Annotated in this window: 12 protein-coding genes; 6 read left to right on the top strand and 6 right to left on the bottom strand. The window is 38.0% G+C overall.

Annotation, left to right across the window (positions count from 1 at the left end; translation table 11 throughout):
- Nucleotides 1-36 precede the first annotated feature (36 nt).
- Together G7051_RS05590 and G7051_RS05585 are read left to right on the top strand one after the other, a co-directional pair.
- Entirely contained in the window at nt 37-2,256 is a 2,220-nt protein-coding gene (locus G7051_RS05590; protein WP_166198975.1) for a glycoside hydrolase family 3 N-terminal domain-containing protein, read from the top strand.
- A gap of 358 nt (nt 2,257-2,614) precedes the next feature.
- Nucleotides 2,615-3,856 carry a glycoside hydrolase family 5 protein gene (locus tag G7051_RS05585; RefSeq protein ID WP_166198974.1) on the top strand — a complete coding sequence of 414 codons (1,242 nt, stop codon included), beginning with the start codon at nt 2,615-2,617 and terminating at the stop codon, nt 3,854-3,856.
- Nucleotides 3,857-3,962: 106 nt separating this feature from the next.
- Here G7051_RS05585 and hemH read toward each other — a convergent pair whose 3' ends face one another.
- Both hemH and G7051_RS05575 read right to left on the bottom strand, forming a co-directional pair.
- Nucleotides 3,963-4,988, bottom strand: a complete 1,026-nt coding sequence (hemH, locus tag G7051_RS05580; RefSeq protein WP_166198973.1) for a ferrochelatase — start codon at nt 4,986-4,988, stop codon at nt 3,963-3,965.
- A gap of 207 nt (nt 4,989-5,195) precedes the next feature.
- On the bottom strand, nt 5,196-5,498 hold the full coding sequence (locus G7051_RS05575) for a DUF6787 family protein (RefSeq protein ID WP_166198972.1): 303 nt from the start codon (nt 5,496-5,498) through the stop codon (nt 5,196-5,198).
- A 357-nt stretch (nt 5,499-5,855) separates the two neighbouring features.
- On the opposite strand from G7051_RS05575, the gene G7051_RS05570 reads away from it, so the two are divergent.
- From G7051_RS05570 to G7051_RS05555, 4 genes are all read left to right on the top strand, one after another.
- A complete protein-coding gene (locus G7051_RS05570; protein WP_166198971.1) occupies nt 5,856-7,112 on the top strand; it encodes a carboxypeptidase-like regulatory domain-containing protein in 1,257 nt (418 codons plus the stop codon).
- Nucleotides 7,113-7,248: 136 nt separating this feature from the next.
- Nucleotides 7,249-7,800: an RNA polymerase sigma-70 factor gene (locus tag G7051_RS05565; protein WP_166112222.1), complete on the top strand. Its 552-nt coding sequence runs from the start codon at nt 7,249-7,251 to the stop codon at nt 7,798-7,800.
- A complete protein-coding gene (locus tag G7051_RS05560; RefSeq protein WP_166198970.1) occupies nt 7,797-8,651 on the top strand; it encodes a FecR family protein in 855 nt (284 codons plus the stop codon). The genes G7051_RS05565 and G7051_RS05560 overlap by 4 nt, the downstream gene beginning before the upstream one ends.
- A 28-nt stretch (nt 8,652-8,679) precedes the next feature.
- The gene (locus tag G7051_RS05555) at nt 8,680-10,239 is read left to right on the top strand and encodes an STN and carboxypeptidase regulatory-like domain-containing protein (protein WP_255493329.1); all 1,560 of its coding nucleotides are present in this window, start codon (nt 8,680-8,682) and stop codon (nt 10,237-10,239) included.
- A 15-nt stretch (nt 10,240-10,254) separates the two neighbouring features.
- Here the strand turns inward: G7051_RS05555 and G7051_RS05550 are convergent, their stop codons facing one another.
- The 4 genes from G7051_RS05550 to G7051_RS05535 form a co-directional block, all read right to left on the bottom strand.
- Complete coding sequence (locus G7051_RS05550; protein WP_166198969.1) at nt 10,255-10,638, bottom strand: VOC family protein; 384 nt, start codon at nt 10,636-10,638, stop codon at nt 10,255-10,257.
- A 20-nt stretch (nt 10,639-10,658) separates the two neighbouring features.
- The gene (locus G7051_RS05545) at nt 10,659-11,366 is read right to left on the bottom strand and encodes a DNA alkylation repair protein (RefSeq protein ID WP_166198968.1); all 708 of its coding nucleotides are present in this window, start codon (nt 11,364-11,366) and stop codon (nt 10,659-10,661) included.
- Nucleotides 11,367-11,570: 204 nt separating this feature from the next.
- Nucleotides 11,571-12,410, bottom strand: coding sequence for an FAD/NAD(P)-binding protein (locus G7051_RS05540; protein ID WP_166198967.1), 840 nt, complete (start codon nt 12,408-12,410; stop codon nt 11,571-11,573).
- Nucleotides 12,411-12,433: 23 nt separating this feature from the next.
- Nucleotides 12,434-13,441, bottom strand: coding sequence for a 4Fe-4S dicluster domain-containing protein (locus G7051_RS05535; RefSeq protein WP_166198966.1), 1,008 nt, complete (start codon nt 13,439-13,441; stop codon nt 12,434-12,436).
- Nucleotides 13,442-13,443: the final 2 nt, after the last annotated feature.

Raw genomic sequence — 13,443 nt, 5'->3', positions numbered from 1 at the left:
GTCCGAGACTTTATTTACATAAATAATATATAGCAGATGAAGATCAAATTATTAGGTGTATTATGCTTATTGAACCTGTTTATGGGATATTCACAACAAAAGAATTACGATAAAGAGATTGAGCAGTTATTATCCAAAATGACTCTTGAAGAAAAAATCGGTCAGATGAACCAGTTGAACTTCAATGGTATGAGTGAAGAACTTGTTCAACAGATCAAGAAAGGAGAAGTAGGATCGTTACTTAATATTATTGATCCAAAGCAGGTAAACGAATTACAAAAAGTAGCCTTGGAAAATAGCCGAATAGGTATTCCTATGATTATCGGACGCGATGTTATCCATGGCTTTAAAACAATCTTTCCTATACCCTTAGGACAAGCAGCGTCATTTGATCCTCAGATGGTAGAATCGGGTGCACACGTGGCAGCTGCCGAAGCTCGTGAATTAGGTGTTAACTGGACATTTGCTCCCATGTTAGACATTTCGCGGGATGCCCGTTGGGGACGTATTGCCGAAAGCTTGGGAGAAGACCCATATCTGGCCGGCGAATTAGGTGCAGCTATGGTAAAAGGATTTCAAGGAAAGAATCTTTCAGACCCTACATCCATTGCAGCTTGTGTGAAACACTTTATCGGTTATGGAGCGGCAGAAGGTGGTCGTGACTATAACAGTACCAACATCCCTCCTCATTTATTATACAATGTATATTTAGTACCATTCAAAAAGGCAATTGATGCAGGAGCAGCCACATTAATGACCTCATTTAACGACAATGATGGAATACCTGCCTCAGGAAACAAACACCTGTTGAAAGATGTACTTCGCAAAGACTGGAAATTCGATGGCTTTGTAGTTTCAGATTGGGCTTCGATGACCGAGATGCTTGCTCATGGATTTGCTAAAGACGCCAGAGATGTAGCCCAAATATCGGCAAATGCAGGTGTAGATATGGAAATGGTGAGCGGAGCTTATTCACATAATTTGAAATCGTTGGTCGCATCGGGAGAGGTTACTCTCGCAGATGTTGATAATGCCGTTCGTAATATTTTAAGAGTGAAATTCCGTATGGGGCTATTCGAAAACCCTTATGTAGATATAAACAAGCCATCAACTTTATACTCGGCAGAGCATTTACAAGCAGCAAAAGAGGCTGCTGTAAAATCGGCTATATTATTAAAGAATGACAATATATTACCACTGAAAGAAAATGTGAAGATTGCAGTTATCGGACCATTGGCTAATGCACCTCATGATCAGATGGGTACTTGGGTATTTGATGGTGATAAAAACCATACCGTTACACCTCTAAAAGCATTGCAAACTACATACAAAAATATAAACTATGTATATGAGCCGGCTTTGTCTTTCAGCCGCGATAAAAGTACAGCCAATTTTGAGAAAGCAAAACAAGCGGCAGCTTCAGCTGATGTTGCAATCGTATTTTTAGGTGAAGAAGCTATACTTTCGGGAGAAGCACATTCATTGTCAAATATCAACTTGATAGGCGTACAATCCGAACTTCTGAAAGCTGTAAAAAGTACAGGTAAGCCGGTCGTATTAGTTATTATGGCAGGTCGCCCATTGACTATAGAGCGTGATCTACCTTATGCAGATGCAGTACTTTACAACTTCCATCCCGGAACGATGGGAGGTCCTGCAATATTGGATCTATTGTTTGGAAAAGCCAACCCAAGCGGAAAACTTCCGGCTACATTCGTCAGAGAAGTAGGACAAATACCTATGTATTATAATCATAACAACACAGGTCGTCCGGCTCCCGCTCAGGTGATGGCTTTGGATGATATACCTACCGAAGCAGGGCAAACATCGTTAGGTAATACCTCTTTCTATCTCGATTCGGGAAAAGATCCTTTATATCCATTCGGATTCGGGTTGTCATACAGTACATTCGAATATTCGAATCTTGTATTATCGGCTACATCTATCCCTATGGGTGGAGAACTTACTGCTAAAGTGACTGTGAAAAATACAAGCAAAGTAGATGGTACTGAAGTAGTACAGCTTTATATCAGAGATTTGGTTGGATCAATCGTTCGCCCGGTAAAAGAGTTGAAAGGTTTCCAACGTGTAGATTTGAAAGCCGGCGAATCGAAAACTGTAGAATTTAAATTGACAACAGACGATCTGGCTTTCTATGGTAAAGATCTGGTGAAAAAAGCAGAAGCCGGAGATTTCAATTTATGGATAGGCTCAAGCAGTAAAGACGGCTTGGAAGCTAAATTCGCTATACAATAGTAAAGTGATCTAATGAAAAAATAAAGGGTCTCAGACCTTAGTTTATTCTTACATCATTTCGGAGGAAATGACTTATAACGCCATATAATTTTATTGAACGTGAATCTTAAATGAGTTATCGCGATGCTCTATTTCTTGTGTGCAGATTTCATAGCTGAGATTTCTTTAATCATGGATTCCGAATCGTTACTGTTAATTATTGCCGGAGCAATTCAGCAGGTTTTCATCTAAAGATTCACAGGAACAATAAATACGTAAGAATAAACAGGAGAACGGTCTAAGCTTTATATGTAAATTGAAAAGCTTAGACCGTTTTTATTGATAAATAACAGGTCTGTGACCTTAAATAGAAATATTCATGAAAAAGTTATTGTATCTAATCCTACCTCTGGTATTACTTAGTTGCTCACCAAAGGAAGTCAAGAAGACAGATGGTTCGAAATTTATTAGAGTAGAAGGCCCCGATTTAATAAAATCGAATGGAGAGAAACTTCTGATACAGGGAACTAATCTTGGTAACTGGCTCAATCCCGAAGGATATATGTTCCATTTTCAGGATGTAAGTTCGTACCGGTTGATAAACGAAGCTTTCTGCGAGTTGGTAGGACCCGATTTCACAGCTTGGTTTTGGCAGGAGTTTAAGAAAAACTACATCACTCAGGAAGATATAAAGTATATCAAACAAACCGGAATGAATTCACTTCGTATTCCTTTTCATTACAAAATGTTTACGGATGAAGATTACATGGGGTTGACAGCCAATCAGAACGGATTCGAGATGATCGATCAGGTAGTAGAGTGGTGTCGTCAGGAAAACTTGTATGTTATACTCGATATGCATGATGCTCCCGGAGGTCAAACAGGCGATAATATTGACGATAGTTACGGATACCCTTGGTTAATGGAAAGCGAAGCAAGTAAAGTTCAGTTTTGCGAAATATGGAAAAAAGTGGCTCAGCATTATGCAAATGATACGCTTATTCTGGGTTATGACCTTTTGAATGAGCCGATTGCACACTATTTTCTGGAACAACATGCAAACCTGAACGATTCACTAGAGCCTTTGTACAAAAGATGTGTAGATTCTATCCGTACAGTAGACCCCAATCACATTGTACTGCTGGGAGGCGCTCAATGGAACGGAAATTTCAATGTGTTCAAGGATTCTAAATTCGATGATAAGATGATGTATACCTGCCATCGTTATTGGTGTGATACACTACAAAGTAATATTCAGGATTTTGTAAACTTCCGTGACAGTGTCAATCTCCCCATCTATATGGGCGAAACAGGAGAAAATACAGATGAATGGATTGCGGCTTGGACTCGTTTGATGGAACGTAACAATATCGGATGGCATTACTGGCCTTACAAAAAGATGGATTCCGAAAGAGGGATGGTTTCTATAAAAGCTCCTGAAAATTGGAATCTGATAGTAGATTATACCTCTCAGGATAGAAGTAATTTTGCTAAAATACGTGCTGTTAGACCCGATCAGGCAGTGATAAGGAAAGCTATGACCGATCTTCTGGAAAATATGAAGTTTGCCAATTGTACTATCAATAAAGGATATATCTTAGCTTTAGGTATGAAGCCTTAAGGTTTTGTTTTTTATGGTTTTTGGAAAGAAAGAGATACTCAACTGAGGGGGTATCTCTTTCTGTTTTATATAAACTCTTTCTGACACTTCATATAGAAATAAAAGATCAAATATAACTTTTTACCATATCTTTTACTGCACTTACCCAGCTATCGTCAGCATTGAGGCTTTCGACCATGGTGAGCTTTTGTCCGCCATTAGCTATAAATAATTCTTTGTATTCATAATCAATTTCAACAATAGTTTCGAGGCAGTCTGCAACAAATGAAGGAGCGACAACAAGCACACGTTTAAATCCTTTTTGAGGAAGCTCAGTCAATGTAGCATCAGTGAACGGTTTTAACCAGTAATTGGATAAGCGTGATTGAAAGGAAGTTGTATAACGATCTTTTGATAAACCTAAACGCTCAGCCAAAAGGCGGGTAGTTTCATAGCATGTAGCCCTGTAACAGAATTTGCCATGTTCGGGCATCGCCTTATCGCAAGTACACTGAGAGGTTGAAATCTTTGGGTGAACCCTGTCTGTGTGACGTGTTGGAAGACCATGATAGGAAAAAAGAACAAAGTCATATTCATCCAAATTATAAGATGAAATACGTTTTGTGAAAGCATCTAAAAATCCGGGATGATCGTAAAACTGGGTAATCATCTGCACACCCGGAATTACGTTCCAGTTTCTTATTTCATCCCATACGGCTTCAATAACCGAAGATGAGGTTGAAGAGGCATAATGTGGAAAAAGAGGTAAAAGAACGATTTTACTGTATCCTTCTTCACGAATGGCATTAAGCGTATTTCTGATAGATGGATTCTGATAACGCATCGCCATAAATACTTTAGCCTGATCACCTAGTTCTTTCTGTACCTTTTCTTGCAGCAGAAGAGTGTTGGTTAATAAAGGAGAGCCTTCCTTAGTCCATAACTGCTGATAGAGTTTGGCAGACTTAGGTGCACGAAAAGGTACGATGATAAAGTTTACCAATACCTTTCGGAAGAGCCAAGGCAAATCAATAACTCTTTTGTCGTTTAGAAACTGAGATAGATAGCGGCGTACCGATCCCACTGTAGGTTCGTCGGGAGTTCCAAGATTTACAAGAAGTACGGCAGTCTGATTATTATTTGAATTACTCACTATATTTTTTGTTTTAGGGATATTTTTAAGTCGCAGAAAGTATTTAAGTTCGCAGAACTATTTGTTGCTTTGGCAAGTAAAACAGCGATAGGTTGTTATGCTTTTAAAATGTGTCATCAAATATTTTCTTTTACTTAATATTCTATTTTAAAGCTATAACTGCCAACAGATGTTATACCTAGATGAATAATAAATAGGTCTGAAACCTTATTTTTTCTCTTTTCTTCTGTAAAATCGACCTATGCTTTTTTTCTGGAATTCATAGAAGAACCGGTATTGCCCGAAAATAGCTCCTATAATTATTAATAGTATTTGATAAGCAGGAACTAAGATTAAGATGTATAGCGGAACTTTCAGCCACATAGATGTTTCGGAGGTAATTCCGATCCATTCAAATACAAATCTTCGTACCACCAAGGCTGCACTTCCGGTTACTGAAAATACAATCAGAATTATAGCTAATTGCCAATTGGAAGTAATATTCCACTTTACTTTAAATTTATCAAACATTTTGTTTTAAGTTATTGTTCACGAAAACTCAATAGAGATAAGTATACATGAAGATAAAGGCATACTTATAAACAGATTTTATAAATAGGGAAGCAAGATAGTCAAATATTCTGAATTTATTTAATGAGAAAGTGAAATATATAGATAGAATTGATTGATGTCAGGATGATAAAATCAATTACTCAAAGTATAAAAGATGAAATAAAAAAATAAATCACATTTAACATAGGGTTTTTATTTCCTGAGCGATCATATTAGTACAAGCAGGTATTGAATGCAGCCTTATTAAATATAATTATCGATTGCAGCTATACAGCTTTGGTAAAGATATTAAATCAACAATTAAATAATACCATTATGAAAACGACAGGCAAACAAATAGCAGGATTTCTTCTTATCCTCTTTTTAGCTCTTGGGATTACTCCTGTATCGGCACAAAACGAATCTCATTATATTTCGGTTAGTGGGGTTATAAAAGATAAGAAATCGAAAAAGAAACTTGAATATGTCAATGTATCTGTTCCCGGAACAGGCATAGGAACCGTAACGAATGAAGATGGCGAATTTCTGATCAAGATAAATGACTCTATTGATGCCAAATCGATTGAGATATCACATATGGGTTATTCTAATTACAGATTACCTATCGACAAACGTACAACTACAGGTGTAGAGATACTTTTAAACGCCAATGTGAATCTACTGAATGAAGTTGTTGTAGAATCGATGGAGCCACTCGATCTGGTAAGGAAAGCTATTCAGCGGATTGGAAATAACTATTGTCCCGAAGCAAATCTTATGACAGGTTTTTATCGTGAAACCATTAAAAAAGGACGTAATTACATCAACATATCGGAGGCAGTAATAGATATCTATAAAACAGCGTATACCGAAGAAGGAGTTAAACAAGATAGAGTACAGATCGAAAAAGGGCGTAAACTGTTGAGTCAAAAATCGGGGGACACACTTGCCGTAAAATTGATTGGAGGCCCTAACCTGTCGGTGTATCTTGATATAGCCAAGAACCCGGAATTGTTACTTGATAAAGAAACATTATCATGTTACAAATTTAAGATGGAAGAATCGGTAATGATAGACGAGCGTCCACACTTTGTAGTAAGTTTTGCTCCTCAGGTAAATCTGCCTTATGCACTTTATTATGGTAAATTGTATATTGACAAACAAAGTATAGCTTTTACACGTGCCGAATTCAGCCTAAGTATGGATGACAAGAATAAAGCTACTCAGGCTATTCTGAAAAAGAAACCGTATAATTTACGATTCAAACCGGAAGAAGTAACATTCCTGGTCAATTACAAGTTGCGAGATGGAATCAGTTATTTGAATTATATCAGGAGCGAGTTCCGATTCAAGTGCGATTGGAAACGGAGGTTATTTTCGACCAATTACAGTATTATTTCAGAAATGGTAGTTACCAGTGGTAAGGTTGGCAATGTAGATAATATTCCGGCTAAGCTTTCATTCAAGCAAAGTCAATCGCTTTCTGATAATGTAAGTAGTTTTAGAGATGCTAATTTCTGGGAAGACTATAATATTATAGAACCTTCAGAATCGTTGGAATCTGCAGTAAATAAACTCAAAAAACAACACTAATAATGAATGTGTTGAGAGATTTATTATTATATTCACTTCGTCCGATTCTACCTGGCAATTATGCCAATAAACGTAGATAAGGATAATAGAAAGAAGTAAAAACCGGTTCTGAAACAAGCTGTTATCCGAGACCTTTATGCTAAACGATTTCTTTATAGTTAGAAAGATCAAAGAGGGAGATATAAAAGTCTTTGAAGGAGTCTTCAGACGCTATTATTCTCCCCTTTGTCTCTATGCTGCCGGAATAACAGGACGAACAGATATTGCAGAGGAGATTATACAGGACTTGTTTTATGTATTGTGGCGTGATCGTGAAGGCTTGCACATATTTACATCTTTAAACGGGTATTTATACGGAGCAGTCCGTAACCGATCGCTTCAATATTGTGAACATCGGCAGGTGAGGGATCGACATAAGGATAAAACAATTTCCGAAAAGGTCGAAATTTCAGACTCTACTCCCGAAGAACAACTGGAATATAAAGAGCTGGAAGAACTGATCAATAAAACTCTAGGCAAGATGCCCGAACGGCGACTCAGGATATTTAGGATGCAGCGTTTCGAAGGAAAAAAATATGCTGAAATAGCAAAAATACTCTCAATATCAATAAAAACGGTGGAGGCCGAGATGACCAAAGCTCTTCAATCGTTACGAAAAGAAATTGAGAACTATACTCAAATATTATGACTCAGATAGAAAAAAATAACACGAGTACCGACAAGGCATGGAATCAACTTTATAGCCGTTTGGCTGAAGATGGATTACTGCCTGAAACGGAATCTCATAGAAGAACCTTTTTACGTTCTGCAACGTTTAAATGGGTGGCAAGTATTGCTGTACTTCTGGTTAGTATTGTGGCAGTATCGATTGTTGTCAATCAAAATTTGAAGGATAAACACTTACTCTCGTTATACAACGAAAAGAATGAAGCAACCTTGGTGACCACTCTCGAAGATGGGTCTATAGTATACTTAGCCGATCAAACATCGCTGAAATACCCGAAACATTTCGAGAGAGAAAGACGGGAAGTATTTCTTCAGGGAAATGCGTTTTTTGATGTCAAAGGAAACCGTAAACGTCCGTTTGTAATAGAAACAGATCTTATACAGGTAGAGGTGCTTGGTACAGCCTTCAATGTAAAAGGAAAGGATAACGATAATTTTTCATTGTCAGTAGACCGAGGAGAAGTAAAAGTAACTTTGAAGAAAACAGGACAAAGTATATATGTGAAAGCAGGTGAGACGGGGTTACTTCGTTCTGACGAGTTGCATACCATGCCTACCAAAGATGCAGATCAATTTTACAGCTATACAAGGCAAATACAATTTAAAGACGAGCGTCTGGCAGATGTGGTTCGGGTAATAAACCGGAATAGCGAAGGTGTTCAACTGGAGGTTGCTCCCGGTCTTGAGAATCGCTTGTTGACCGTTAGCTTTTCCAATGATTCGGCATCATCTATGGCTCAGCTTATCTGCATGGCACTCAATCTGGAGTGTATCCGGCAAGAGGGTAAGATTCGTATTTCGGAATCAAAATAACGCCTGTTACCTAATTTGAATTATAAATATGAAAAGGACGGTTCGATACCTTTTTTATCCTGTTACAACCTTGTTGTTGCTGTTTTCTATGGCGACGACTGTTTGGGGTAATGATGGGGATGTTTTGAACCGAAAAATTCAGTTGTCTAAAAATAAAGGTACAGTTTATCAACTTTTAAAAGAGGTCTCCGATAAGTCGGGCTACCTCTTTATTTATGACAGTCAGGTTGTCGATAACGATAAGACCGTTAAAATCCAGAAGAAAGAATATACTTTACGTGATGCAATCTATGCTATTACGAATAACGACCATCTGAATATAAAGATTGTAGGTAATCATATCTTACTCAATCAGCAGCAAGAGCCTGATATTGTTGTAACTCCTGTTATAAAAGCAAGAGCGGAACAGAAAGACAGCATCAGATATCTTACATTGGGCGGAACCTTAATTGATGGAATTAGTGGCGAACCTATAGCTTATGGAGCTGTCGGAATTTTGAATTCTTCCATCGGAACTATAAGCAATCAGGGTGGTGATTTCAGACTTGTTGTGCCCGATTCTTTAATAAACTCTAAACTGAAACTGTCGCATATAGGCTATCAATCACAAGAAGTCGAATTGTCATTTCTCACACAGCAGCATATTGTTTTTACCCTTTCTCCAAAAGTTATACCCTTGCAGGAGGTTGTGGTGCGTATTGTAAATCCGGCGGAGGTACTACGCAATATGTGGCTTAAACGAAGCGAGAATTATTCGAATACCCCTGTTCATATAACTGCTTTTTACAGAGAGGGGATAGATCATAAAAATAAGAATCTGAGCTTAACCGAGGCTGTTTTGGAAATATATAAAACAGGCTATCAGAGTGGTGATAAAAGCGATCAGGTGAAATTACTTAAGATGCGTCGGATAGTTGACATACAAAGAGCTGATACTCTTCTAACTAAAATGAAGTCAGGCATCAGTTCGGCTTTACTTCTGGATTTGGTAAAAGGTGATACGCCCGGATTTCTCGATCCTTTAAAAAATTCATCCTATGTCTACAGGCATTCCGACATAACAGTGCTTGATGGCAGAACAGTTAATGTGATTGCTTTCGAACAAAACCAAGGTGATGACGAACCCTTATATCGAGGTGATTTATATATCGATGCAGAGAATAATGCGTTGGTTCAAGCCAACTTTGAAGTTCACCCCGATCATATAAAAAAAGCAACAGACATACTTATTGTTAGAAAAAGCCCTCAAATTAATATTACTGCAGATAAAGTAACTTATGTAGTCTCTTATAAGCCGATTAACGGAATTTATTATATCAGTCATATTCGAGGAGACTTACATTTTAAGGTGAGGAAAAAGAACAGACTCTTCAGTTCACCCTTGCACATGTGGTTTGAGATGGTAAATTGCGAAACCGATACATCAGACGATTCTCGTTTTGCTCGTAACGAAAGATTAGCGACCAATAATATATTCTCTGACACCTCCTTTGAATATGACTCCGATTTCTGGGGACACTTCAATGTAATAATGCAGGAAGACAAACTAAAAGAATCGGTTTTGCAGATTCTTAAAAAGAACAAGTAAAGCTTTTTATTCTATCTATTCGGCGATAAGTTCAACTTTATTGTTATCTACGTCAAGTACAACACTCTCGAAGTAACCGTCTCCGCTTGTTCTCGGCTCGCCTACTATCTGATAACCATCGGCTCTTAAACGTTCGGTCAATTGCAGTACCTGATCTTTAGTACCTACCGTAAAAGCGAAATGACATAGACCGAGAGATTCAACCTCTACTTTATTGGTTATATCCTTGCGTCTCATAATTTCGAGAGTGGTATCTCCTTCGAATGTAATGAAATACGATTCAAACCCTTTTGTTGGGTTTACGTACTTAGCATTCGAAATACCTCCGAAATAAGAGGTGTAAAACTCTTTCATTTCTTCCAGATTCTCAGTCCATATAGCTATGTGTCCTATTCTCATATCAGATTGATTTTTTAATGTTATTTTTTCATTGCCTCTGCTCTCAAATCTTGAGGCATTTTTTCGATAGCATAGCGTAATGCTGTTCGGGGCATAATGGCTTTCTTTGATATTACGTAATCAAATATTTCCTTTTGATTAGCTTCACTGGCAGCTTTTAGCATCCATCCGTACCCTTTCTGTACTAAATCGTCTTTATCTAAAAGAAGTATGTCTGCAATCTCAAAAATGTCTTTTAGAAATAATCCTTTTCGAGCCGGAATTATCAACGTTACGGCGGCTGCACGTTTTACCCAGCGATTATCTGACTTTGCCCATCCTTTTAACTTTGGGATGTATTGAGGATACATTTCAATAAATGTCCCTATTGTATGGTTGCATAAAGTATCGCACGAAGCCCAATTGTTTACATAAGTATTCACCCATTCTTCGAAAAAAACAAAATCACTGGGTTGGTAATCCGAATGAATGTAGTACGACCAATTACAGGCAATAAATGATTCTTCGAGATACCCTGATTTCCATAATTTGCTGCACAATCCGAAAATAAATTCTTTGGGTTTATTCTGAATGATTGCAAATGATTCCTTACTGATCTTATTGACCAGAGGCACTCGTACCCCATAGAATTTTATTTCTTCTTTAAAGAAGTTCTGACTATTACTTTGGGTTTTCTCGTCAACACTGTCTTTTAAAGCCTGACGAATCTCTGATACTATGTTTTCCATTCCGTTGTTGCTTTATTTATAAGTAATGCAAAAGTTATACTACTTTATATAAGGAGCAGAGGCTTTAGTTATTTTACTTGCCAAAGCAATAGATAGGTCTTAGACCTTAAAGATAAGACTAAATTATATAATGAGCAAAAAGAATAAAGGAACTATCTCTTCCGAGATAATTCCTTATGTTGATCTGTTTTAGATGCTTGTATTTTAGTATTCCGCAGGCAAAGCCTCTAATTCGACCTTAGAAAATACAGGACCATCTTTACATACATATTGGCTGCCAACGTTACAGCGTCCGCATTTACCGACTCCGCATTTCATACGATTTTCTAAAGTAGTGTAGATGTTTTCGTCCGTAAAACCTAACTTTTCTAATACAGGAAAGGTAAACTTAATCATAATCGGAGGACCACAAACAATCGCTACTGTATTTTCAGGTGAAGGATTCATTTTCTCTAATACAGAAGGAACAAAACCCACTTCACCTTTCCAATCCGAGGTTTCGCCTCCCGGATCGACTGTGGTTACTAAACGCACATCGGGTCTTTCGTCCCATTCTTTGAGTTCGTGTTTGTAAACCAGATCGGCTACCGATTTGGCACCGTAAAGAATACTGATATCTCCGAAATTCTCACGTGTATCTAAAGCATTCCAAATCACGCAACGCATCGGAGGCAAAGCAATACCGCCGGCAATAAACAGAAGATTCTTTCCTTTCCATTCATCCATCGGGAATGTATTACCAAAAGGACCCCTGAACCCCATGGTTTGACCTTCTTCCAATTTGGCTAAAGCAGATGTCACTTTTCCGGTTTCACGGAAAGTACATTCTATATATCCTTTGCGAGTGGGAGAGGAGGCAATACAAAAAGTGCTTTCTCCTTCACCAAAAGCAGAGTATTCACCGAATTGTCCTGCTTTAAACTCGAAATTATTTCCTGCTTCTTCATCTTTGAATTTCAAACGGAAAGTCTTTACTCCGGGAGCCTCCTGAGTAATTTTCTCAACGATCATTAAATGGGGAAGGTATATATTTGAATTATCCATACTATTCTATGATTTTAGAGTATTTATAGTGATGCAATTTCGGTCAAATGTTCTGCAATATTCATATCCACAGGACAAGCACGTGAGCATCTGCCGCAACCCGTGCATCCTCTAACAGAAATACGTTCGGGCATATACGAAAATTTATGTAACAGGCGTTGTCTCCATCGTTGACTTTGTATCTCTCTCGGATTGTGTCCCGAAGTATGCATTGTGAATAGTGAAAAACCGCATGCATCCCAACAGCGTAATCTGTTACCCGAACTTCCATGAGCATCTTCTTGAATATCGAAGCACGCACAAGTAGGGCAGACGTAGGCACATGCTCCGCATCCCAAACAACGTTCGGATTGTTGTTTCCAGACAGGACTTTCGAACATATTGGAAATTTTCTTATTCAACTCCTCTAAACTGAATTGAACAGGAACTTTTGCGAGATACTCTTCTTTATTTACATTTTGGTCAGCCTCGAAAAAGTTACTGTGTTTATCAGCAAGATTTTCGCCCTTTTCTGTTATTATTTCTGCCACATAACCATCTTTGACAGGGGTTAACAGAATATCGCTTCCTGCGGTATTTCCCGGACTGCCGTTAACCGATGTACAAAAACAAAATTCATCGCACTGAGTACAACTAACCGCAATTAGAGTAGTACGTTTCATCCTTTCGTTGAACGGTAAATCGGGAGTACCCCAATTGAAAATACCCGATAAGGGTTTGAATCCGGCTGCATCACATGGGTGAATTCCAAAAACAACGGTTTCGGGAATAGCAGTTGTATCATAATTTTGAAGCGTCACATCTCCATTCTCTTTTTTGTACGAAAATAACTTCTCAGTACGGGGAAATGCAACGGCTTTGGCTGATTGGGTCGTTTGTATATGATCCATAGAAATTTCTTCTACAGACGTTATCTGCTTGTAGTCGGTTTTATACCCCTTTGCAACAGGAGCATAAATCTGACTTCCTTCGTCATTCAATTTGGTGAGCCAATTCATGAGTGAATTGTGGCTTATATATTTTTTTTCCATAA

This window comes from Dysgonomonas sp. HDW5B, assembly GCF_011299335.1.
Classification (GTDB): domain Bacteria; phylum Bacteroidota; class Bacteroidia; order Bacteroidales; family Dysgonomonadaceae; genus Dysgonomonas_A.
This window is presented reverse-complemented; position numbering and strand designations above follow the sequence as displayed.